The organism is Mucilaginibacter limnophilus, assembly GCF_004005815.1.
Classification (GTDB): domain Bacteria; phylum Bacteroidota; class Bacteroidia; order Sphingobacteriales; family Sphingobacteriaceae; genus Mucilaginibacter; species Mucilaginibacter limnophilus.
The window spans coordinates 556,597-581,012 of sequence record NZ_SACK01000002.1 but is presented as its reverse complement, the minus strand read 5'-3'; the positions used below and the strand labels follow the sequence as shown (position 1 = coordinate 581,012).

Here is a 24,416-nt window from a genome sequence, read left to right as displayed (position 1 = left end):
GGTTTACCGCCCATTTTACTTACATTTATCTATCTATTTTACAAGCTTGAGTTACAGGGTAAAAATTCGTTGGTTGCTGGCCTTACTTACCGTAAGCTTGTTTGTAACTGCTTTAATTGTACCTCGGTCGTACACTCCCGAGAAAACGCTTGAGCAAACAGCCAAAGCGCTTGAAGGCAAGATACATGCCCGCGAACAAACAATAGATGATCTTGTAAACGACAGCGTTAGATTCAATCAGTTAAAAACACTTGAAAAAAACAACAAGCTTGCACTTGACCTGATAGACGAGTTCACTATCAAGAACCGTGTTTGGGTACTCACCCTGAAAAACAATAAGCTTGCATTTTGGAGCGGTATACGAGTATTGCCCGATAACCCGGCGGTGATAAAAGAAGGCTATTCGTTTACCAAACATCCAAACGGTTATTACGAAACCATCAGAAGAACGAAGGGCAACTTTTCGGCCATCTTCTTTTTCCCGGTTGTTTACGATTTTGCCCTGCAAAACAAGTACCTGCGCAACGGGATAGATCAGGATTTGTTTGATAATAACACCATTGAACTTGCCGATATAACCGATGCTAAATTTCGCGCTATACACAGTATCAATGGCTCTTATCTGTTCTCGGTTAAGCTGAAACCCAATATTGTAAACAGTAAGTTTTACTATTCTGAATTTATATTATGGCTGCTGGCCTTCACCACTTTGTGTGTGTTAGTGCACGAGTTATGTAACAGTTTAGCCAACAGGGGGCGTATAGTGTTAGCAGTGCTTGCCTTAACCGCTTTTATAGTAGTGGTAAGATTTGTCAACCTATACTATAACCTTCCCGACTTTTCAGATAGGCTTGACGCCTTTAATCCCAAGTTTTACGCTTCAAGTGTAGTATATCGCTCGCTCGGCGACCTGAGTATAAACCTACTGTCGATTTGCTGGCTTACTGGCTTTTTGTATTTGCATCGGCATAAACTACTTACCAACGTAAAAAGTAAAGCTGGTAATTACCTTATTTTAATAGTATGCACACTTTTACTGATTGGCGGTGCAACGGCTTTACTCAGTACTTTCTACGGGCTGGTAATTAACTCAAACATCAATTTTGATGTAACCAACGTACTTAATTTATCAGGACTAAGCATTACAGGCCTTGTTATGCTATGCTTCGCCTTTCTGATATTTTTCTTTTTGAATGACGTATGTGTTGAGGTATGCATGAAACTGCCTATCCCATCATACCAAAAGGTTGGCTGGTTTATTATATTGATTATAGCTGCTACTGTATTAATTACCTGGCAGTATCAGTTTACACCCTTTTTCCTTTTCCTTGCGCTGTTAACGTCAATAAGATATTATAGCTACCGGTATGAGCGGTCGTTGTTATCGCCATCGTCGTTGCTGCTTATGGTGCTTATCTGCTCGGTTATCTCTTCTATTGAACTGAACAACTTCCAGAGCTCAAAAGAGGCTGACACCCGTAAATTGCTGGCGCGTAAACTGCTTGTTCCTGATGATAATAATGCCAACCAAGCGCTTAAACGCATAGAGAAGCAGATATTAAAAGATCCGCTTATTGTTGACGCTTTTAATAATTCCCAACGGCCCGAAAGCTATCTGAAGACACGCCTAAAGAAACTGTATTTCGATGATTACTTGTCGAGATATGAACTCCAGGTTTACCGCTTTAACCCCGATGACCAACCTATGGCGGGTGGCGATTACTCTCTGGATATCTTTAAGGATATGGTTATTTACAGTTCCTTCAAAGTGTCCGACTATTTTTACCGTGAGAACGATACGTTTGGCTTTCAGTACTATTTTGCCATACTTCCTGTAAAGAACAAAGCAGTAAACTCAGGCACAATGGTTATCGAGCTGAAGTCAAAAAGCCTGCATACGCCTCATTCTTTCCCTGATTTGTTACTTCGAACAGGCGACAATGACGATAAGGACAAGTTTAGAGAATATTCGTACGCTTTTTATACAGATAACCGGCTTGTGACTAAAAACGGCAGCTATGTGTATGATCTGGTTAATAGTGAGTTTACACCGCCACTTAAACAATTTAAGTTTATATCAACCAAAAGCAATCGTGTTGAGTGGTATCGTAAATTTAATACATACAGCCACTTAATTTATAAACCATCGGCGCGTAACCTTATTGTTATTACAAAGGAAGAGAACATGCTGTTTTTCGGCATTACTTCGCTTACCTTCTTTTTTGTACTGATACTGTTGTTTGCGCTACTTATTATTTTGGTTAGATGGCTTTGGCTACGCATACGCATTTTAACCGTTAGCGAGAACCGCATAAAATGGAGTTTTAGCATCAATTTTGATAAGATACTGTACAAAACCCGTATCCAGTTCTCTATAATACTTACCGTTGTGGTAACGCTTGTAATGGTGGGCTTTATTACATTCCTGTTCATTAGTACACAGTACAATAACCAGCAGGAGGAGATGATACGCAATAAGATAAGCCGCATTACACAAGCCTTTGAAGAAGGCTTATTCAATAAATACATCAACAACATCCAGCAGGAAGATTTTAACGACTTTGAAGAAGTAGCCAAAACCTACTCGGCCGACCTGAGTATGTTTGATCCGCAGGGCAAGCTGCTTGCAACTACACAGCCCAAAATTTACGAGTACGGATTGCAAAAGCCGCTGATGAACAGCAAGGCGTACATCTACATGGCTAAGCTGAAAAAGTCGGAATTTGTTAATAGCGAATCGCTGGGCAGTTTGAAATATAAATCCGTATATGCACCACTTAAAGATAAAAACGATCATATATTGGCCTACCTGCAGTTACCTTATTACAGCAACGAGGCCGATTATAAAGAACGTATAGGGTCATTGCTTAATGCCATGATCAACGTGTACGCTATGATCTTTATCACCATCGGGCTATTGGCTGTTATCATTGCACGACAAATAACCGCGCCGCTTAACTTTATACAAACCAGTTTAGGCCGCATTATTTATGGCAGAAAAAACGAGCCTATCAAGTGGGAACGCGATGATGAAATTGGCGCACTGGTAAAAGAATACAATAAGATGATCTCGGCGCTTGAAAACAGCGCGCAAAAGCTGGCGCAAAGTGAACGTGAAAGCGCCTGGCGTGAAATGGCCAAACAGGTGGCGCATGAGATTAAGAATCCGCTTACGCCGCTTAAGCTCGGTTTGCAACTGCTTGAAAAATCGTGGAGAGATAAAGACCCTAAGTTCGACCAGAAATTTGAGCGTTTCAGCCGGTCGTTTGTTGAGCAGATTGAAAGCTTGTCGTCAATAGCTTCGGAGTTTTCGGCATTTGCTAAAATGCCCGATACCCGGATGGAGCAACTTAACATTTTTGATATGCTTAACCAGGCAGTAACTATTTTTAAGCAGATGGATAATCTTACTATAAGCTTCCCTCAGCCTGAAAAACCGTTCTATATAATTGCCGACCGCGACCAGCTATTGCGCTGCTTCAACAATTTGTTAAAGAACGCCATTGAAGCCACACCGCCCGATCGTAAAGGCGTTATAAGCATCAACTATACCATAACCAGTAAAAACATATTGCTTAGCTTTAAGGATAACGGCAACGGCATTCCAGAAGAAATGCGTGAGCGAATTTTTGAGCCGAATTTTACCACTAAAAGTTCTGGTACCGGCCTGGGATTGGCATTTATTAAAAACTCTATTGAAAATGCCGGCGGTAAAGTATGGTTTGAAACCTCCATTGGCGTAGGCACTACTTTCTATTTTAGCCTGCCATCGGCATAAAAGCATCTTGTAAGTACACTATATGCCTCCTGTCATGCTGAGGAACGAAACATCTATCAGCGAATAGATTCTTCCCTACGTTTAGAATGACAAAGCTGATAAGTATTGCACAAAAAAGGCCGCCCCTCAGGCAGCCTTTTTCTATCACTTTATTAAGAATATTATTTTAACGTAAAGCTTGTTTTTCCCATTGTATAACCATCGGCATACAGCATTACGGTGTACGTACCTTTCTGGAAAGTAAGCGGGTTTGTCCAGTCGATGGTATAAGCGCTGCCATCATCTCTGAAATCAATAGATGTTTTGTAGCTGTACTGCAGTTCTTGTCCATCGGCGCTAAATGCACCCGCATCAGCAGGAGTAATCAGGTTACCGGTTGGGTCGATAATACGAACGTACACATCGTGCAGCGCTTTAGCGGCTACGCTGTTAGGCGCTACTGTAAAGTTAATCTTTATCTTTTTAGCATTCTTAGCCCTGTCGGTGTCAGACTCTTTGCCGCTGTTTTTCACCTTATAAGCTACAACATTGGCGTTGCCTGTTTTTAAAGCAGATGCCTGTGCAACTTTAACATTCAGGTCCTGATTTTCTTTTTCAAGATTGGTTGCTTTTTCGGTAACGGTGGCCAAGTTTGTTTTCAGCGTGTCACGCTCAACCAGCAGCGATGAGTTTTGCTTTTTAAGCTCCTCTATATCGGCAGTGTACTTGGTTACAAAATACCGCAGTTGTTTTACATCTTCCTGTGCTTTTGAAAGTTCGGCCGCAGTTAATTTGCCTTTCGCCAGTTCACTGCGCAATATGCGAATGCGGTTGCGTAACGAATCGTTTGTGGCCTGCAGCTCGGCAGTCACCTTTGTTTTGCTGCCGCTTATCTGCTCAATTTGCGCCTCAAGGCTATCAAGTTCAGTTTGCAAACGTGTTTTCTCATCATTGATGTACACATATTTTGTATCCGACTTGTTTTTTTGAAAATACAGGTAAACGTCTGTTCCCAGCAGCGCAACAACAACTATAATCAGGAAGTAAATAACGTTCGAATTCTTTTTTGCAGGTTGTTCAGATTGGTTCTCCATATGTTACTTTTTTAAAGTACTGCAGCATCAGCATAATGTGAACGGCTACCTTATAAATACGTTGATATTGCAAAAATATGATATTAATGTATTAAAAATATTCGCCGGTAATCGGCCGTTAGCTTGCTAAAATAAGCACTGCAGGCTTAAAACACAAACATCCGTATTAATTATCAACCATACTAAACGGCATCAATATGAGTTTATATCTTTGCAGCTAAATTAATTATACCCGGCTTTGATACGCAGATACACATCTTTCATCATATTTTTTTTCACACTTTTTGGTTTAACGGCAGTATATGCACAACCTGATAATCAGGATGCTGCCGATACATATGTACCTGCACCTAAACGTGAGTTCAGAGGCGTATGGATAGCTACCGTTGTAAATATCGACTGGCCAAGCAGCCAGCGGTCGGCCCCTGAAACGCAGCGAAAAGAATTATTAAATATATTGAATGAGCATCGGCAAACGGGTATAAACGCGGTTATGCTGCAGGTGCGCCCCGCCGCCGACGCTTTATATGCCAAAAGTTTCGAGCCATGGTCAAAGTACCTTACCGGGCAACAAGGCCGTGCCCCATATCCAGAATATGACCCATTAGAATTTGCCATTGATGAAGCCCATAAACGCGGCATTGAGCTGCATGCCTGGTTTAACCCTTACCGTGCAACGTTCGACAGGAATTTCAGCGCCCTGGCTACCGATCATATTACCCGCCTTAAGCCCGAGTGGTTTTTTACATACGGCGGTATAAAACTGTTTAACCCTGGCATACCCGAAGTGCGCGAGTATATTGTTAAAGTGATACTGAACGTGGTAGATAACTACGATGTTGACGGCATACACCTTGACGATTACTTTTACCCCTATCCTATTGCCGGGCAGCGTATTGATGATGAAGCGGCCTATGAAAAATGTGGCAGCGACTTTGACAACATTAAGGACTGGCGCCGGGCAAATGTTGACAGCTTGATAAAAATGCTGAGCGACAGCATACATGCCCACAAACCTTATGTAAAGTTTGGCATAAGTCCGTTTGGTATTTGGGCGAATAAGAATCAAAACCCTGAAGGATCTGAAACCAACGGCGGTTCATCATACTACGAACAGTTTGCCGACTCGCGCAGGTGGATAACCGAGGGTTGGCTTGATTATATTAATCCGCAGCTATACTGGCAACTTGGCAACCGTGCCGCGGCTTTTGATAAGTTGTTAGATTGGTGGAGCAACAACGCCAACAACCATCATTTGTATATCGGTCAAGGGCCATACCGTATACTTGAGCGTAAAACGGCCGCCTTCCGCAACCCTGCCGAACTGCCCAATCAGGTAAAATACCTGCGGAATAACGCGCGCGTACAGGGCAGCGTTTATTTCAGTTCAAACTCGCTGCTGGCCAACCCGCTTGGCTTCACCGACTCGTTAAGGGCAAACTATTATAAATATCCTGCTTTGCCGCCGCCTATGCTTTGGCGCGATTCGGTGCCGCCCAATGTGCCACGTAACCTCACCATTAAGCCATCGGTAAATGGCATCACTTTACATTGGCTGGAGCCCCTACAAGCCCGCGACCATGAACCTGTTTATGGTTACGTAATCTATCGTTTTGAAGAAGGTGAGAAAACCGATATTAACGACCCGAAACATATTCTGCATATTCAATACAACAACAGTACTTTTTACCAGGATGACACTGCCGAAAAAGGCAAGACTTACCTGTATGTAATAACCGCTATCGACAGGTTAAAAAACGAAAGCGACCGAACGCCGGCTATTGCTGTAAGTAATTAAGTCATTTGCTTAAAGCATTACGTCATTACGAGCGTAGATCTTAACCTTCATCCGTCATGCTGAACTCGTTTCAGCATTGCACATATCAAGCATACAGAGCTTATGGGATGCCGAATCAAGTTCGGCAGACAATGGATTATTTTATTGTTTTGCTGCCCAGGCATCCATTTTGGTTTCCAGAACGCTTAGTGGTAATGAACCATCTTTCAGTACCTCAGTATGAAAATCAGCAAGCTTAAATTTATCACCTAATTGTTTCTCGTATTTGGTGCGCAGCTCACGTATTTTAAGCGCGCCGGTTTTATAGCCCAATGCCTGCGCCGGTATACCCATGTAACGTTCAATTTCGGCAGTGGCGCCCTGCTCGTTTATCGATTCATTGTCCATCATGTATTTTATGGCCTGCTCACGTGTCATGCCCTTGGTGTGTATGGCTACATCAACCACCAAACGTATGGCACGATGCATTTCGTCACCCAAAGCGCCCATGTGCTGATAAGGGTCGGTATATAAGCCCAGCTCTTTACCTAACGATTCGGTATACAGCGCCCAACCCTCGGTATAAGCATTTTCATAGGTTAAAAACCTGCGGAACTTAGGCAGCGATGGATTTTCAAACGTCAAAGATATCTGGTAATGGTGGCCGGGTATAGCTTCGTGCAGAAACAATGATTCCATGCCTGATGTCACATTAAATTTTGTTGCATCCAGTATCGGTACATAAAATATGCCGGGACGCTTGCCGTCTGCCGACCCTGGATTATATTCAGCACTGGCAGATGCCGCCCTGAAAGCCTCAGTTTGTTTGATCACAAACGGTGTTTTTGGCGCATGACTGAACATTTTCTCAAGGTTAGGCTTCATACGCTGATGAATGTTTTCAAAAGCGTTAAGCACATCCTTTGGTGTTTTATATGGCATAAACTTCGGGTCGGTTTGCATGTAGGTGAAAAAGGCTTTCATATCGCCTTTAAAACCTACAAGGTTTTTTATGCTGTCCATTTGCGCCTTTATGCGGGCAACTTCTTTTAAGCCGGTTTGATAGATTTCCTCAGGCGTTTTGTTAGTTGAGGTTTGCTGTTTTACGAGATATTTATAAATATCTGCTCCTCCGCGTACTGCCGATAAACCTGAAGTGCTGCGCGCATGCGGCAGGTAATCATTCTTTAAATATACGGCCAGCTTTTTATACGTTGGTACAGCCACTTCTAAAGTGGCTCTTTTATAAGCGTCTGTCAGCTCCTTTTTGTCGGCTGCAGAGAAACCGGCAGGCATATTTTTGATCGGTTCGTAAAACAGGCTGGTTGTTGGATCAGTAACCACGAAGCTTTCCATTTGCGGTATCATTTTTACCACCAGAGACTTTGGCAGTACCAGCCCTGTTTTTACACCCTTGTTAAAGTTAACAATGGCAGTGTCTGCCCAAACAGAAAACTCCCGCAGACGGTTCAACCAGTCTTTGTAATCTTTAACAGTTTTAAACGGCTGCGCAGCGCCCCCCGAACCAAACTGACCGATTGTTAATGGCAAAGCGAACATTTGGTTAAAAGGCATGTATTCGAGATGGTATTTGAAACCGTCTAACGTGGTTTGGGCTTCGTACAAAAAGATGTCGTACGATAACTGATCCTCTTCGTTAAGCTCGGCACGGTTAAAGGTTTTAACACTATCTAAGTATGAGGTGAGAAACCCTTTAAAATTGTTGATATATGACTCAGACAGCGTGTTCGGAAGCTGGCTGTTGTACCTGACATCACCGATATATGTAGCGGTTATTGGGTCGAATTTCAGATAACTCTCGTAATAGTTATCAAAAATTTTAGCGAGATCTTTATTGGTTTGTGCGGATGATGAGCCCTTAGAGCCGGGTTGCTTACATGCAGCAATAGCTCCTGCAATGCATAGCATCACGAAAGTTTTTTTCATTTGTTATGAGGTTAGTACGTAAAGCTACTAAATACCCCTAACATATACTTAACACTTACAGGGTGAATTTTATGCTGATGGTAACCGTCTCGGGCTTGCCGTTGGAACTTGACAGCCACGTAGGTCCATCTTTAATCAGATCGATAGCTGCTTCGTCGGTTTGTTTACTAACGCTTTTCAGTATTTTAAATTCGGTTAAATCTCCGTTTGGCTGAACCACAAATGACAGTTTTACAGTACCTTCTTTACCATCCGGCGATTTAGCTTCGTCTTTCAGATAATTGTTGAACTCTTTCCATCCATCGGCAGGCATGGCTTTATGTTGTTTTTTGGTACCATAACCAACTACCACCACCTCGTTTAATGATTGTTTATTAGGCTGCATGGCAATAAGCAGCGTGTCTTGTTTTTTTACGCTTACATTTTGTGATAGATAGCCAATGGATGTTATCTCCAGTTCAGACTTATCTTTATCAACCGGTATTTTAAATTTACCTTCAGCGTCAGTTTGTGCCATAACACGGGTACCTTTTAATTTAACAGTAGCGCCGGGCAGCGGTATGCCGTTATCAATAACCAGGCCGTTAAGAGTCTTAGGGTTATGTAAATTACTTCCTTCCTGCGAAATATTTACACCTTCTACTTTTCCCTGTAAAGCTTTTTCTATTGGCTTAGATGCTGCTACAGGAGTCGCTTTATCGGCAGGATCATTAAAAAAACCATTAACTATCCTGTCTTCCAGCGAAACAGAATCTTTAGGTTTGGCGGTTTCAAAATTGGCACTTGCCAGTGCTGACACATCAACTGGCGGGGATTCTTCATGTATTTCTGCCTCAAAATTTTTTCTCGGGGATTTAACAGAAGCAACACGTGGCTTTCTAACATAAGTCATACGCGGTTCGGCAACCGGCGGGGCCGAAATAACAGCCTGCTCATTTTCCGCAGGCGGAGCAGGTGATTTAAGTGTCTCAGGTTTCTTAAGCTCCGTTTTATCCCGCATTGCCACCATTACTTCTTTTGAAGTAACCTTGTCATCTGTATAAAACCATAAACCGCCGATAGTTAGCACAACTATAACCGATGCCGCTACCGATATGATTTTCCATGGAACAAGTCGCTTTACTTTGGCTTGTGTACGGTCTTGTAAACGCGAGGCAATATCATCAAGGTTATGCTGCTGATCAGCTTTAACACCTTCATAACCTTCAATTGCGTCGGCTAAAAACGGATCGTTCAGCGCCTCACGCTCAAGCCTGTGCATAGCTTTTGCATCAAGCTCACCGCTAAGATATTGCTGTATCTGTTTCGATATGTCGGTTTGTTTAGCCACTATGCTTTTCTATACATATTTTAAGATTGCGCTTACCGTTCTGTATATAACTTTTCACCTCGTTCATGGTAAAGCCGGTACTATCGGCAACCTCTTTATAACATTTTTCCTGCAGGTAAAACAAGTCCACACTTTGCCTTTGGTTAGCAGGTAATTTCTGCATACATCGTTCCAAAACCTTCAGGTACTCTTCTTTATCTTTTATATCAGGATGCAGATTATCCTCAATTTCCATAACCTCGTCCAAAGAAGTTGTTTCCAGCTTCTTATCCTTACGCAACTGCATCAGGCAATAATTTCGCGCCAGTACATATAACCACCCCCTAAACTGCTTTACCTCGTGCTCCTTTGCCTTACTTACCAGCTCTCCAAAAATACCCATTACCGCGTCTTTCGACAGCTCTTCATCTTTTAGATACTTTAAACACACACCATACACCAGCGGTACATACTTTTCGTACAATTTGCCCAGCACATTGAGGTTGCCGCTTTGGCGGTAACCATTCAACAAGCCTTCATCATCTGCTTCGTCTGGGTGTATGGTACGGCTGAAAAACTTCATTTAAAAGGCAGGCAAAATAATTTTTTTAAATGGCTTATGGAAATATGCTTTTACCTGCATCCTGTTATCAAAAAACTAACTAATCATGAGAAAGCTATTTATCATCGCCCTGTTGTTCACCGTCGCTACGGCGTTTAAGCTGAACAGCACCCGCCACATTACCGGTGCGGTTACTGATGCAAGCGGCGTTATGCCCGCAGTTATTGTGACTGTTGAAGGCACAGCCATAGGAACACAAACTGACGCGAAGGGTAAATATTCCATTGATGTGCCTGAGGGGAAGAATACACTGGTATTCGCTTTTGTAGGTTATAAAACCCAAAAAGTTAAAATTGGCAAAAGCAATATCATTAATGTTGTAATGGCCGCATCGTCAACTCAGTTAAGTGAAGTGGTGGTGGTTGGCTATGCCGCACAAAAAAGGGTTTCGGTAACCGGATCGGTAAGTACGATAAGGGGTGTTGCCTTAGAACCCGTTGCATCTTATGGCTATTTTAATCCTCAGGAAAACAACGAAAGCTACAAAGGCATAACCGAAAACGGCTTTCAGGAAGCGGGGGCTAATCCGCTATCCACTTTCTCTATCGATGTCGACGCAGCATCATATAGCAACGTCCGCAGGTTTATAAACGGCGGAAGCCTGCCACCTGCCGACGCTGTGCGTATTGAGGAAATGATCAACTATTTCAGCTACAACCTGCCCGGTCCGAAGGATAATGAACCCGTTGCTATCACTACCGAACTGTCATCTGCCCCGTGGAATACTAAACATCGCCTGCTGCGCATCGGCTTAAAGGCTAAAACCATCCCGACTGATAATTTACCTGCCTCAAACCTGGTTTTCCTGATTGATGTATCAGGTTCGATGAGTGACGAGAATAAACTGCCCCTGGTTAAATCATCTTTAAAAATGCTGATTAACCAACTGCGCCCACAAGATAAAGTATCTATAGTTGTATATGCCGGTGCTGCCGGACTGGTATTGCAACCAACCACAGGCGACAAGAAAGCTACCATAAACAATGCTATTGATAACCTTGAAGCAGGCGGTTCAACAGCCGGCGGCGCTGGTATAAAACTGGCTTACGCTACTGCTGCCGAAAACTTTATAAAAGGCGGCAACAACCGGGTGATACTGGCTACCGACGGCGACTTTAACGTAGGTGCTTCAAGTGATGATGACATGGAAAAACTGATTACTAAAGAGCGCGAAAGCGGCATATTCCTGTCGGTACTGGGTTATGGCATGGGTAACTACAAGGATAGCAAGATGGAAACACTTGCTGACAAAGGCAACGGTAACTACGCTTATATTGATAACATTACCGAAGCACGTAAAACACTGGTGAGCGAGTTTGGCGGAACACTGTTTACTGTGGCCAAAGATGTGAAGCTGCAGATTGAGTTTAACCCTGCCATGGTACAGGCTTACCGTTTGATAGGGTATGAAAACCGTTTGTTAAATAAAGAAGATTTCAACAACGACAAGAAAGACGCCGGTGACATGGGTAGCGGCCATACGGTTACTGCGTTGTATGAGATTGTTCCGGCAGGGATAAAAGATTATGCCGGGAATGTTGATCCGCTGAAATATCAGAAAGTTGAAGCGCCTGCAAAACCTGCCGTAACCGGGTCGAAAGAGTTAGTAACCATTAAATTCAGGTACAAAGAGCCAACCTCATCAAAAAGCAAACTAAGCCAGGCTGTAGTTAATGATGTGCCTAAAGATTTTGCATCTGTATCAACCGATTTCAAATTTGCCGCAGGCGTAGCCGAAGTGGGTATGCTGCTGCGCGATTCGCAATTTAAACAAAACGCAAACTGGGCACAAGCTATTAAAAATGCCCGCGCCGGCAAAGGCGACGACCATGAGGGCTACCGCGCTGAGTTTGTTAAACTGGCTGAAAGCGCTAAGCTGTTAGTGAAGAATGAGGAACTGGGGAAATAAATATGCCTCACCTGAATCCTCTCCAAAGGAGAGGACTTCAAAATAACTTTTATACCTAAACCTGTTGTTTTAACTAAAGGAGCGCGAGGCTCCTTTTTTTATTAAACATAAAGTGTGTCATTTCGACGAGGTACGAGGAGAAATCTTCTCGTACATGCTATTCATTGCTTTCAGAAGATTTCTCCCTACGGTCGAAATGACAATTTTGATACTTATCCCTTTGCTGGATCCTGTCCAAAGGCCTTGCTTAGCATTTCATAAAGCTGCGGATGCTTAGCCTGAAATTTATCAGGTTTCTCAAAAAAGTATTCAGAAACAACGGCAAAAAACTCAGCCTCATTGGTTGCTGCATACGGATCGATGTCCGAACGCCCTTCCTCTATTTTATGTATCTCCTGGTGCATTATGCGTACCCAGGGCTTTATAAATTCATGCGGTAGCATGCCTTCGGGTATGCCGTCGGTAGCTCCGTCTGATTTATCAAGCAGGTGTACAAATTCGTGGATACCGGTGTTTGACGCACCGCTTTGCCTTGAGAAACCTTTTTGCAGGGCCTTACGTGAAAGGATCATCTGCCCGTTCATATAACCGCTGCCAACCATACCCATAATATGGCGTTCGTCGCTTTCTTCATACTGGTACTCCTCGTCAAAAGTATCCGGATATAACAACACGTTGGTTACGTTACGGTAGCTCCAGTCTTTAAAAGCAAAAATTGGTATAACCGCGCTCGAGGCAATCATCAGGCGGTCCGTATCAGTTACGTCAAGCCCAACGCCTTCAATGTGTACAGCGTCAAGGAACTGTTCAATCTTATCTTCAAAATACAGTTTATCTGTGTCGTTAAGATTCCTGTAAAAATCAATATGCTGTGCCAGCAACTGCTTTTGCGCATCATTTAGTATTACCTGTGTAAGTATCCGCTTACGTTTGCGCTGGAAAAGGGTGAAGCAGATAACAAGAGCGACAAGGATGGAGAAGTAGATCATGTTGGCAAGATAATGAAAAAGCAAAAGGCTATTAAAGCGGCATTGTCATTTCGACGAGGTACGAGGAGAAATCTTCTCCGACATGCTATTCACTGCTTTCAGAAGATTTCTCCCTACGGTCGAAATGACACATTACTTATAAGCAAAAAAGCGACAGGCACTAACCTATCGCTTTTTAATTTCGAAATCGAAAATCGAAATCAAATTATATCAGCAGCCTAACCGGCTCTTCTAATAATGATTTTAATGTTTGCAGGAATGCCGCAGCCGAAGCACCGTCAACCGTGCGGTGGTCTGAGCTTAAAGTAACTTTCATTACGTTGCCAGGTACCACAGCGCCATTTTTAACAACCGGTACTGCCTGTATGCCGCTAACTGCAAGTATACATGAGTTTGGTGTGTTAATAATAGCTGTAAACTCATCAACACCAAACATACCCAGATTTGAAATGGTGAAGGTTGAGCCTTCCATTTCGTTTGGCTGAAGTTTTTTAGCTTTTGCTTTACCGGCAAATTCTTTTACCTCAACCGAGATATGGCTTAATGTTTTGCCATCAGCATATTTAATTACCGGTACAAGTAAACCTTCGTCAACCGCTACGGCCACACCAATGTTTACGTGCTCGTTGAAACGAATCTTGTCGCCTAACCATGATGAGTTGATGGCAGGGTGTTGCTTAAGGGCAACGGCACAGGCTTTAACCACAAGGTCGTTAAATGATATTTTAACCGGCGCTATCTCGTTCATTTTATTACGGGCCACAATAGCTGCATCCATATCAATTGACATGGTTACATAGAAATGCGGCGCGGTAAACAAGCTTTCTGACAAGCGGCGACCGATAGCCTTACGCATTTGCGTAACCGGTTTCTCGGTAAACTTCTCTTCGCCGATAACGGTTGGCAATGATATAGCTTTTGGTGCCTCTTTAGCAGGTGCGCCCGCCGGAGCAGCTTTTTCTTCAGCTTTAGCAGCTTCAACCTCTTTGGTTGAAGGTGTAAAGCCCTCAACGTCTTTTTTAACAATGCGGCCTCCTTCGGCAGTGCCTTTTACATCATTAAGGTTGATGCCTTTATCTTTAGCGATCTTACGCGCTAACGGCGATGCTTTTACACGGCTATCGTCGTCATTTGAAGTAGCAGGTGCAGATGATGTTTCTTCTTTAGCTTCTGGTTCAGCAGGCTTTTGTTCGCTACTTTCAGCTTTACCGTTTCCGGCTGTGCCACCACCTTGTAATAAAGGGGTAACATCAGTCCCTTCTTTACCAACAATAGCTATGATATCGTTTACTTTGGCAGCTTCTCCTTCTTTAACGCCGATGTACAATAAAGTACCTTCTTCGTAACCCACAACTTCCATGGTAGCCTTATCGGTTTCCACATCAGCTAATGAGTCGTCTGACTTTACTTTATCACCAACTTTGAAGTTCCATTTCTGGATAACGCCCTCGGTCATGGTATCGCTAAGCAAAGGCATGCGAATAACCGCGGCGGGTATATTTGAAGTATCAACCTGCGGCTGATCTTTTTTCTCGGCTGCAGCGGCAGGAGCTTTATCTTCAGCCGGTTTTTCTTCTTTCTTTTCTTCAGTTTTAGCAGCAGGCGCGCTTCCGCCCTCTGCCTCTAAAGCGGCTTTATAGTCTTCGCCTTGTTTACCTAAAACGGCTATTACGGCGTCAACAGGAACGGCGCTGCCTTCCTCAACACCTATATACAATAATGTACCATCCTGGAAAGACTCGAAATCCATGGTAGCCTTATCGGTTTCCACTTCGGCCAGCACATCGCCCGATTTTACCTGGTCGCCAACTTTTTTATGCCATTTAGCCAATACCCCTTCAGTCATGGTATCGCTCATTTTTGGCATTTTAACTACTTCAGCCATATGTTTTTATAGTGTATAAACGGTTAGTCTAAAATGTATGGATAATCTTTTTGCACGTAAACATCAGTGTAAAGTTCTGATGCTTCCGGCCATGGCGACTCTTCAGCAAATTTTACCGATTCATCAACAATGCCTTTAATTTTGGCATCCATTTCTTCAAACCATTTTTCGTCGGCATATTTTTCCTTCAGTATGGTTTGTTTAACGGCTTCAATTGGGTCTTTCGCTTTGTAGCTTTCCAGTTCTTCTTTCGTACGGTATTTTTGCGGGTCAGACATTGAGTGACCTTTGTAGCGGTAAGTACGCATTTCAAGGAAGGTTGGCCCTTCACCTGCACGTGCACGCTGTACAGCTTCGTCCATTGCGTTATGTACGGCAACAGGGTCCATACCGTCAACAGCCGATGAAGGGATACCATAAGGTAAGCCCAGTTTGTAAATATCAGGCTGAATAGTGGTACGCGCTACCGAAGTACCCATTGCGTAACCATTGTTCTCGCAAATAAAAATTACAGGCAGTTTCCACAGGGCAGCCATGTTGAAGGTTTCGTTCAATGCACCCTGACGCACGGCGCCATCACCCATATAGGTAATGTTCACATTGTCGGTACCTTTAAATTTTTCGGCGAAGGCGATACCGGCACCCAGAGGGATCTGCCCGCCCACTATGCCGTGGCCACCGTAAAAATGGTTCTCTTTATCAAACATGTGCATTGATCCGCCTTTGCCTTTTGAGCAGCCGGTAGCTTTACCGTACAGCTCGGCCATAACGGCGTTTGGCGTAGTTCCTTTAGCCAGGGCGTGGGCATGGTCGCGGTATGCGGTTATCATGCTGTCCTCGTGACGTATTACCGACATCGCGCCGGCCAATACAGCTTCCTGACCTATATATAAATGGCAAAAGCCCCTTATTTTTTGCTGACCGTAAAGTTGTCCCGACTTTTCTTCGAACTTGCGCATCAACTGCATCGACTCATACCACATCAGGTAAGTGTCTTTTGTAATTTGAATTGAACTCATTTTTATATTTAAAGAACCAATGTTTCTGTTAGGAAGCGCAAATCTAATTATATCCTGCAAATTTTGAAAATTGAATACGATTGTGACAGCTTATTAACACTATTTTTTAAAAGCTGCTTTAAATTATATTTTTTGAAAAAAAGAGGCCGGAAAATTTGGAGTTTACAAATGTTTGGGTAACTTCGTATTCAACAATAGACACACTGTCCAATTTAGTAAACATTTTGTTGTTCCCTATTTCAACAAACTAAGGATTAAATGAAGAAACTAACTATTGCTATTGCACTATTTGTGAGCGTTTTAGGTGCGCAGGCTCAAACAAAAAGCGTACCAACCCCCGCAGCAGATAAGGCAGAAGATGAAAGCCTTGCTAAAACTTACCTTTCCCAAATTATGGGTGTGGCCTTGTCGGCTACCTCAAATTTAAAACTTTTTGAATTTGTACACGATTGGATAGGCACTCCATACCGTTTTGGCGGAAGTTCAAGAAGAGGTATTGATTGCTCGGCCTTTACAAAAGAGATTTACAGCAAGGTTTTTAACCTTACCATAAAACGCAGCTCTCGCGATATATTCAGTATGGTTAACCCTGTTCGTCGTGACGAGCTGAAAGAAGGCGATCTGGTTTTCTTCAAGATCCGCAGCCGCAGCATTTCACACGTTGGTGTTTATTTAGGTGATGGTAAATTTGCTCATGCTTCATCACGTGGTGTAGCCGTTTCAAACCTTGGCGACAAATATTACAACCGTTACTTCTACAAAGGCGGCCGTTTGATGGCTCAATATAAAGATGAGGTTGAAGAAGCTGCCGACCTGACGGAAGAAACGAATTAAAAGATTTTTAGTGATTTAAACGATACGATCCTTCTGTGTTAAGCGGAAGGATTTTTTTTTGCCATGCGTACCTTTTACCTGCTTATTACTTTAGTATTTTTATGCGGATGCCACTACAACAGCAACCTTAAAAAACCACGCAATGCTGTTAGTGTATCTCAGGATACCTTAAAGCCAGCTTCCGTTACATCAGCTACCAATACTGATACAATTACTATTGCCGCCGTTGGCGATATTATGCTTGGTACATCCTACCCTAACAATGGCACGCTTCCGCCTGATGGTGCAAAACATAGCTTTGATGAGGTAAAGGATGAACTCCGCAATGCTGATATTACTTTTGGTAATCTTGAAGGGGTATTGCTCGACAGTGGCGCAGCTGCACCATATAAGCTAAAGCTACGCAGTAAGCCTTACTTATTCAGAATGCCTGAAAAATATGCAGAAGTTTTGAAGGATGCAGGTTTTGACATCCTGAGCGTTGCCAACAACCATGTGTCTGACTTTGGTGTAGCCGGACGTAAAAGCACCATGCAGGTACTTGACAGCACCGGTATAAAATATGCCGGACTGCTTAAAGCGCCGACTTCTGTTTTTACCGTTAATGGCGTTAAGTACGGGTTCTGCGCCTTTTCGCCTAACAGTAACGTAGTTCCGCTACTCGATTTGAAAAACGCTGCAGCGATAATTAAAGACCTGAAGACACAAGCCGATGTAGTGATCGTCTCCTTTCATGGTGGCAGCGAGGGTACACAGCATGAGCATGTGCCTTTTGCAAAGGAATCCTTTTTTACCGAAAATCGGGGCGACGTGCACGCTTTTGCACATAACGCCATCGATGCCGGAGCTGATTTGGTGTTAGGCCACGGTCCGCATGTAACCCGTGCAATTGAAAGATATAACAACCGGTTTATTGCCTACAGCATGGGTAACTTTTGTACTTATCGTGGTGTGAGCGTAAGCGGCGTGTGCGGTATAGCGCCGCTGTTGAAAATATACATCAATAAAAAAGGTGAGTTTTTAGGCGGAAAGATCATCCCTACCAAACAAACTCACCACAGGGGCCTTGAGCGTGATACAATGAATAAGGTAATCAAACGTATAAAGTTCCTTACTCAAACTGATTTTCCGCGCCCGGGCCTGAATATTGCTGACAATGGCGATATATCGCCCGTTGACTAAGCTGCCCTATCGGCAGTGTTACGTACCAGCCCAATGCCGGTGAAAAAGAATATTATTGAAATAATGCCAACCACAACAAGTGTTGTCATATCTCCGCTTTTTTGGATTACACCAACTCCGGTGTAAATTAATCCTACTATCCCTAAAATAGATAGTATGGTGCCAAATGTCCGTTTTAAGTTCATAGGTGTTTTTTAATTTTCGTGATTGATTAAAAACAAATAGCACACCAAATATTTACATATATTTATTTCATAAATAATAACCCGTTATGCCGCCTTATTTAACCACCTACATTATTGCGATTGTCGTTATCATTATACTTTTCAGTTCGTTTGTGACCGTAAAACAGGGCACTATCGCAGTGATAACCATCTTCGGAAAATACCAGCGTATCCTTACTCCCGGTTTAAATTTTAAGATACCCCTTATCGAGGTCATCCACACCCGTATCTCTATTCAGAACCGTTCGGTAGAGCTGGAGTTCCAGGCGGTGACTTATGATCAGGCAAACGTATATTTTAAAGCGATGCTGTTGTATTCGGTGCTCGATCAGCAGGAAGAAACCATAAAGAACGTTGCCTTTAAGTTTGTTGACGAGCGTAACCTGATGCAGGCGCTGGTACGTACGGTTGAAGGCTCTATCCGTGCCTTTGTGGCCACCAAGCGCCAGGCTGATGTATTAATACTTCGCCGAGATATTGTTGAGCACGTAAAAGAACAGCTTGACAATATACTTGAAGGTTGGGGTTACCATCTTCAGGACCTTCAATTGAATGATATTACTTTCGACGATATCATTATGAAATCGATGAGCCAGGTGGTAGCATCGAACAACCTGAAAGCCGCTGCAGAGAATGAAGGGCAGGCCTTATTGATCACCAAAACCAAAGCTGCTGAAGCGGAAGGTAATGCTATTAAGATCTCTGCAGAGGCCGAGCGTCAGGCGGCACAATTACGTGGACAGGGTATCGCGCTGTTTCGTGAAGAGGTGGCAAAGGGTATGACGGTTGCCGCCAAAGAAATGCAGCAGGCCAATATGGATACTTCGGTTATCCTGTTCACAATGTGGACTGAGTCGATCAAACACTTTTCCGAAAACTCAACCGGCAACGTGATCTTCCTTGACGGGTCGGTTGACGGCCTGCAGCGCACCATGAAAGAAACAATGGGCTTAAACCTTTTGGGGGAGGATAAGGTCAAAAAGTAAATTTTGACTTTTGATGGTATTAAAATTCATCAGCGCGGCAATGGGATTAGTGTTGCTTGCCGCCACATCTGCCCTGGCACAGCCATATAAATTATTAACCGCGTCCGACTTCCAGGGCATTCCGCACCGAACAAACTTTTCGGCCGTTGCTTATACAAATTGCAGCATTAGCTACAGTTACAATGTAAGCCGCATACGCGGCGTTTTTCAGCTTGATTTCAAGGTATCGATGGTGATGAACAAGCAATTATCTTGGATAGATAAAAGCGCCATTAAATCGCCCGAAATGATGGCCGAGGTACTGAAGCACGAGCAAGGGCACTATGCCATTGCGTATCTACAGCAGCAGGAAGTGCTGCGCACTTTTGGCCGTACTCAATTTGGCCGCGATTATAACATGGTTGCCCGGCAGATATTCGACCGTATCGACAAGAAATATCAGGCTATGAATGATAATTATGAACGTGAAACCAACCACATGCAAAACCGCGTTCAGCAAGCTAATTGGGATAGGTACCTGGCACGTTGCCTTGAATATATACCGCCTATAGTAGCGAGTAATTAATGGTTAAATTTTAGAATTTGACTCTTAAGATCATCCGGGATGTTTATCCACTTAGTTTTTTCTGTAATTATAAGCTTGCAGCTACATTCGTTACTAATTACAGTTATTATGTGTTTGTACCAATCTAAATATGACCATTCTCTGGGCTTAGGTGAATACAAAGAAAATTCCTTTTCATCCCAATGAACTTCTGTTGCGCTTTGCCATATCAATGGAAAGCTATTTTGGTTTGGTTTAACATGTAATCGCCCATTTTCATCAATTCTGATTTCTATTATTTGATCGACGGCAAACATATTCAATATAAAGTTTATAGATCTCCATTTAGACTTTTACTTCTTGCGCTCGTCTGCGACGAGTGCTTAACATTGGCTTACGTTTGCAACGTAGCACCTAAATCCAAAATAACAACAGGTACTATACCTGCAACGCCGGCATAGTCTCCTGCCGAGCTATATAAATAATACTCCGGCTCTGCTACAACTTCTGCCGTCACCGGATTATTATTGATATATTCTAACTTCTGCTCCAGTATCTTTACATTATCGCAGGCGATGCCGTGATAACCATCCTGCCAAACCTTGTAATCCTGTATACGGTTATTGTATTCAGCATGATACTTAAACCTGTAAAGCATCCAGTCGCGCCGACTCTCATTTTCCTCGTTTATTAGTTTGATAATCTGCTTATTGGTATGCTTTTTAAAGTCGCGGATAATATCGGGTAACCGGGCCGGTTGCCTCGCAGATACAAGTAAGTGAAGGTGGTTTGACATTAAGCAATATGCATGAACATCCAATCCTTTATGCTCGCTGCAATATATCAGTGCATCAGTAATTACTTTTTTATATACCGGACGGATAAAAACGTCCACCCAATCAACAATTGTAAAGGTTACAAAAAAGATATCCTCAGAATTTCGAACACGATACTGATGTGACATTAGTTTAGTTTTTACTAAGATATATTTGCGGCGATAAAATCGCAAGCCCATGTTAAGCACTCGTCGCAGACGAGCGCAAGTTTATACAATTGAGGCGATGAAATCGCAAGGCCATATTAAGCACTCGTCGCAGACGAGCGCAAGTTTCGCAAGTTGAACCCTTGCGCTCGTCTGCGACGAGTGCTTAATACTGTTTTACGTTTACAACGTAAAATAAAAAAGCCCCAGTTCTTTCCAACCGGGGCTTTCCATATTATCTAAAAGACTTGATTATTTCTTATCGTCTTTCACTTCTTCGTAATCAACATCTGTTACGGTATCACCGTTATCGGCTGCGCCTTGCGAACCTGCACCTGCATCAGCGCCCGGTTGCGCACCGGCTTCGGCTGAAGCTTTGTACATATCCTCTGAAGCTGCAGTCCAGGCTGTGTTTAGCTCATTCTGTGCTACTTCAATATCAGCAAGGTTTTTTGAAGCGTGTGCGGCTTTAAGTTTGGTTAAGCCTTCTTCAATAGCGCCTTTTTTATCAGCAGGTATTTTGTCACCGTACTCTTTCAGTTGTTTTTCTGTCGAGAAGATCAACGCATCGGCAGCGTTCAGTTTTTCAACTTCTTCTTTTGCCTTTTTGTCGGCTTCGGCATTAGCTTCAGCATCGGCTTTCATTTTCTTGATCTCTTCGTCAGTTAAACCTGAAGAAGCTTCGATACGGATTTTTTGCTCTTTGCCGGTAGCTTTATCTTTTGCAGATACATGCAATATACCGTTAGCATCAATATCAAAAGTCACTTCAATTTGAGGCACGCCACGAGGTGCTGGCGGAATACCATCCAGGTGGAAACGACCTATGGTGCGGTTTTGAGCCGCCATTGGGCGCTCACCCTGTAAAATGTGAATCTCTACTGATGGCTGACTGTCTGACGCGGTTGAGAACACTTCCGATTTTTTGGTCGGGATGGTAGTGTTAGCCTCAATCAGTTTAGTCATAACACCACCCATGGTTTCAATACCTAACGAAAGCGGGGTAACGTCAAGCAGCAACACGTCTTTAACTTCACCGGTTAATACACCACCTTGAATAGCGGCGCCAATTGCTACCACCTCGTCAGGGTTAACACCTTTTGAAGGTGCTTTACCGAAGAACTGTTGTACGGCTTCTTGTATAGCAGGGATACGGGTTGAGCCACCTACCAGGATAATCTCGTCGATATCTGAGGTGCTGTAACCTGCATTTTTCAACGCGGTACGACAAGGCTCAATAGTACGTTTTACCAGGCCATCAACCAGTTGCTCAAATTTAGCCCGACTTAAAGTTTTCACTAAGTGCTTAGGCATACCATCGGCAGCGGTAATGTATGGCAGGTTAATTTCAGTTTGAGTAGTGCTTGAAAGCTCGATTTTCGCTTTTTCTGCAGCTTCTTTTAAGCGTTGTAACGCCATGGGGTCTTTACGCAGGTCAATACCTTCGTCGCTTTTAAACTCATCTGCCAGCCAGTCAATAATTACCTGGTCAAAGTCGTCACCACCTAAGTGAGTATCACCGTCGGTTGATTTTACTTCGAACACACCATCGCCAAGCTCAAGTACCGACACGTCATGCGTACCGCCACCACAGTCAAACACAACGATTTTCATGTCTTTGTGAGCTTTGTCAAGGCCATAAGCAAGAGCAGCAGCAGTAGGCTCGTTGATGATACGGCGTACTTTTAAGCCTGCTATCTCGCCGGCCTCTTTAGTAGCCTGACGTTGCGCGTCGTTAAAGTAAGCAGGCACGGTAATAACCGCTTCGCTTACTTCGGTGCCTAAAAAGTCTTCAGCAGTTTTTTTCATTTTCTGCAGGATCATCGCTGAAATCTCCTGCGGAGTGTAATTGCGGTCGCCAATAGCTACACGAGGAGTATTGTTTTCGCTAACTACTTTATATGGAACGCGTTCAGTTTCTTTACCAACCTCGTTAAACTGGTTGCCCATGAAGCGTTTAATAGAATAAATGGTTTTTGTGGGATTGGTGATGGCCTGGCGCTTTGCCGGATCACCCACTTTACGTTCGCCGTTGTCAACAAAAGCAACTACCGATGGCGTAGTGCGTTTACCCTCGCTGTTAGCTATAACTACAGGCTCGTTACCCTCCATTACAGCCACGCATGAGTTTGTTGTCCCTAAGTCGATTCCGATAATTTTAGACATAGTATATGATTGTTTTTTCTTTAGTTTAGTTTACTTACCATGTCTGTTTTATCAATGCCTGTGCCAATTAACAAATGGCAGAAAATTGAGGTGGATGTATATTTACGGCAGAATATTTCGGCAGAAAACGGAGTCAGAGTGGTGACATGTTGGCAGAAATACCAGCCAGATGCAGTAAAAATAAATTTAAACACGTATCAAGAAGTGTCCAAATTACGTCGATTGATATTTGGATTATAAAAACAAACCTAATATCATGGGCGTTTCCCTACGGGTCAGGCTATACGCTAATACGCCTTCAGGCCTTGGCCACAGGCCGGTATTCGCTGCTATCCTTAACGTAAGCAGCAAATGCGTCAATGATCTTTTTCTATTTTGCTAATTCCATAAATTCCTTTTAAAGCAAAAAAGCTCCGCTGATATCAGCAGAGCTTTTTCAATATTTAAATCTTTAAAAGATTATTCGCCTTTTTCAGCGTTTTCTTCGCTCTCGGCAGAAGCAGTTGGCTCAGCAGGAGCTTCAGCAGCCGGGGCTTCTGTTGCAGGAGTTTCTTCTTCAACTACTACCGCGTCATCAGCAGGAGTAACCTCAGCAGCAGCGGCAGGAGCAGCAGCAACTGCAGCTTTACCTTTGCCTGAGCCACCACGACGACGGGTTGACTTTTTAGCGGCCGGAGCAGCTTCAGCACCATAAACAGTATTATAGTCAACCAGCTCGATGATCGCCATTTCGGCGTTGTCACCTAAACGGTTCTCTAATTTCACAATACGGGTATAACCACCCGGACGGTTAGCCACTTTTGCAGCTATGTCGCGGAACAGCTCAACAACCGCATCTTTATTTTGCAGGTAGCTGAATACAGTACGACGAGAGTGAGTAGTATCGTTTTTTGACTTGGTTATCATTGGCTCAACATACACGCGCAATGCTTTTGCTTTTGCTAATGTAGTGGTGATACGCTTGTGCAGGATAAGCGAAGCGGCCATGTTGCCCATCATCGCCTTGCGATGGCTGTCGGTACGGCCTAAGTGATTTACTTTTTTTCCGTGTCTCATTGTTTTGTTTGTTGTGGCACGTGCATACCGTTGGGCGGCGTTGCCGTCAAGCCCTCGGAATTATGCCTCTTTTATTTATTTGTTTGAATCAAGAATAAAGAGTCAAGAATCAGGACGTCTTGGTTCTTGATTCT

The 24,416-nt window shown here is 43.4% G+C and carries 19 protein-coding genes; 7 read left to right on the top strand and 12 right to left on the bottom strand.

What is annotated here, in order from left to right:
• The first annotated feature begins 46 nt into the window (after nucleotides 1-46).
• Nucleotides 47-3,778, top strand: coding sequence for a sensor histidine kinase (locus EOD41_RS07070; protein ID WP_127704082.1), 3,732 nt, complete (start codon nucleotides 47-49; stop codon nucleotides 3,776-3,778).
• A gap of 161 nt (nucleotides 3,779-3,939) precedes the next feature.
• Here EOD41_RS07070 and EOD41_RS07065 read toward each other — a convergent pair whose 3' ends face one another.
• Nucleotides 3,940-4,851, bottom strand: a complete 912-nt coding sequence (locus EOD41_RS07065) for a hypothetical protein (protein ID WP_127704081.1) — start codon at nucleotides 4,849-4,851, stop codon at nucleotides 3,940-3,942.
• Nucleotides 4,852-5,089: 238 nt separating this feature from the next.
• Between EOD41_RS07065 and EOD41_RS07060 the strand changes: the two genes are divergently transcribed.
• On the top strand, nucleotides 5,090-6,649 hold the full coding sequence (locus tag EOD41_RS07060; protein ID WP_240663236.1) for a glycoside hydrolase family 10 protein: 1,560 nt from the start codon (nucleotides 5,090-5,092) through the stop codon (nucleotides 6,647-6,649).
• Between the two features lie 141 nt (nucleotides 6,650-6,790).
• Here EOD41_RS07060 and EOD41_RS07055 read toward each other — a convergent pair whose 3' ends face one another.
• The 3 genes from EOD41_RS07055 to EOD41_RS07045 are packed head-to-tail and all read right to left on the bottom strand — an operon-like array spanning nucleotide 6,791 to nucleotide 10,467.
• Nucleotides 6,791-8,575: a DUF885 domain-containing protein gene (locus tag EOD41_RS07055; RefSeq protein WP_127704080.1), complete on the bottom strand. Its 1,785-nt coding sequence runs from the start codon at nucleotides 8,573-8,575 to the stop codon at nucleotides 6,791-6,793.
• A gap of 55 nt (nucleotides 8,576-8,630) precedes the next feature.
• Nucleotides 8,631-9,905: a TonB family protein gene (locus tag EOD41_RS07050; protein WP_127704079.1), complete on the bottom strand. Its 1,275-nt coding sequence runs from the start codon at nucleotides 9,903-9,905 to the stop codon at nucleotides 8,631-8,633.
• Complete coding sequence (locus EOD41_RS07045) at nucleotides 9,898-10,467, bottom strand: RNA polymerase sigma factor (protein WP_127704078.1); 570 nt, start codon at nucleotides 10,465-10,467, stop codon at nucleotides 9,898-9,900. Before EOD41_RS07045 ends, EOD41_RS07050 begins: the two co-directional genes overlap by 8 nt.
• Before the next feature lie 85 nt (nucleotides 10,468-10,552).
• Between EOD41_RS07045 and EOD41_RS07040 the strand changes: the two genes are divergently transcribed.
• Nucleotides 10,553-12,415, top strand: coding sequence for a vWA domain-containing protein (locus EOD41_RS07040; protein WP_127704077.1), 1,863 nt, complete (start codon nucleotides 10,553-10,555; stop codon nucleotides 12,413-12,415).
• A gap of 212 nt (nucleotides 12,416-12,627) precedes the next feature.
• On the opposite strand, the gene EOD41_RS07035 is transcribed toward EOD41_RS07040, so the two are convergent.
• The 3 genes from EOD41_RS07035 to pdhA all read right to left on the bottom strand — a co-directional run bounded on the left by EOD41_RS07035 (nucleotide 12,628) and on the right by pdhA (nucleotide 16,308).
• The gene (locus EOD41_RS07035; protein WP_127704076.1) at nucleotides 12,628-13,404 is read right to left on the bottom strand and encodes a M90 family metallopeptidase; all 777 of its coding nucleotides are present in this window, start codon (nucleotides 13,402-13,404) and stop codon (nucleotides 12,628-12,630) included.
• A gap of 205 nt (nucleotides 13,405-13,609) precedes the next feature.
• Nucleotides 13,610-15,289, bottom strand: a complete 1,680-nt coding sequence (locus EOD41_RS07030) for a pyruvate dehydrogenase complex dihydrolipoamide acetyltransferase (protein WP_127704075.1) — start codon at nucleotides 15,287-15,289, stop codon at nucleotides 13,610-13,612.
• Between the two features lie 23 nt (nucleotides 15,290-15,312).
• The gene (gene pdhA, locus EOD41_RS07025; RefSeq protein ID WP_127704074.1) at nucleotides 15,313-16,308 is read right to left on the bottom strand and encodes a pyruvate dehydrogenase (acetyl-transferring) E1 component subunit alpha; all 996 of its coding nucleotides are present in this window, start codon (nucleotides 16,306-16,308) and stop codon (nucleotides 15,313-15,315) included.
• A gap of 258 nt (nucleotides 16,309-16,566) precedes the next feature.
• Here pdhA and EOD41_RS07020 point away from each other — a divergent pair, with 258 nt between their 5' ends.
• Nucleotides 16,567-17,142, top strand: coding sequence for a C40 family peptidase (locus EOD41_RS07020; RefSeq protein ID WP_127704073.1), 576 nt, complete (start codon nucleotides 16,567-16,569; stop codon nucleotides 17,140-17,142).
• A gap of 63 nt (nucleotides 17,143-17,205) precedes the next feature.
• On the top strand, nucleotides 17,206-18,324 hold the full coding sequence (locus EOD41_RS07015) for a CapA family protein (protein WP_127704072.1): 1,119 nt from the start codon (nucleotides 17,206-17,208) through the stop codon (nucleotides 18,322-18,324).
• On the opposite strand, the gene EOD41_RS07010 is transcribed toward EOD41_RS07015, so the two are convergent.
• Complete coding sequence (locus EOD41_RS07010) at nucleotides 18,321-18,509, bottom strand: hypothetical protein (RefSeq protein WP_127704071.1); 189 nt, start codon at nucleotides 18,507-18,509, stop codon at nucleotides 18,321-18,323. The genes EOD41_RS07015 and EOD41_RS07010 overlap by 4 nt on opposite strands.
• Nucleotides 18,510-18,595: 86 nt before the next feature.
• Between EOD41_RS07010 and EOD41_RS07005 the strand changes: the two genes are divergently transcribed.
• Nucleotides 18,596-19,534: an SPFH domain-containing protein gene (locus EOD41_RS07005; RefSeq protein ID WP_127704070.1), complete on the top strand. Its 939-nt coding sequence runs from the start codon at nucleotides 18,596-18,598 to the stop codon at nucleotides 19,532-19,534.
• Between the two features lie 13 nt (nucleotides 19,535-19,547).
• On the top strand, nucleotides 19,548-20,099 hold the full coding sequence (locus tag EOD41_RS07000; RefSeq protein WP_127704069.1) for a DUF922 domain-containing protein: 552 nt from the start codon (nucleotides 19,548-19,550) through the stop codon (nucleotides 20,097-20,099).
• Here the strand turns inward: EOD41_RS07000 and EOD41_RS21225 are convergent.
• The 4 genes from EOD41_RS21225 to rplQ form a co-directional block, all read right to left on the bottom strand.
• A complete protein-coding gene (locus EOD41_RS21225; RefSeq protein ID WP_164849895.1) occupies nucleotides 20,096-20,395 on the bottom strand; it encodes a hypothetical protein in 300 nt (99 codons plus the stop codon). The two genes, EOD41_RS07000 and EOD41_RS21225, sit on opposite strands and share 4 nt — an antisense overlap.
• 77 nt (nucleotides 20,396-20,472) lie before the next feature.
• The gene (locus EOD41_RS06995; RefSeq protein ID WP_127704068.1) at nucleotides 20,473-21,042 is read right to left on the bottom strand and encodes an REP-associated tyrosine transposase; all 570 of its coding nucleotides are present in this window, start codon (nucleotides 21,040-21,042) and stop codon (nucleotides 20,473-20,475) included.
• A 270-nt stretch (nucleotides 21,043-21,312) separates the two neighbouring features.
• Nucleotides 21,313-23,226, bottom strand: coding sequence for a molecular chaperone DnaK (gene dnaK / locus EOD41_RS06990; RefSeq protein ID WP_127704067.1), 1,914 nt, complete (start codon nucleotides 23,224-23,226; stop codon nucleotides 21,313-21,315).
• 459 nt (nucleotides 23,227-23,685) lie between these two features.
• A complete protein-coding gene (gene rplQ, locus EOD41_RS06985) occupies nucleotides 23,686-24,282 on the bottom strand; it encodes a 50S ribosomal protein L17 (RefSeq protein WP_127704066.1) in 597 nt (198 codons plus the stop codon).
• Nucleotides 24,283-24,416: the final 134 nt, after the last annotated feature.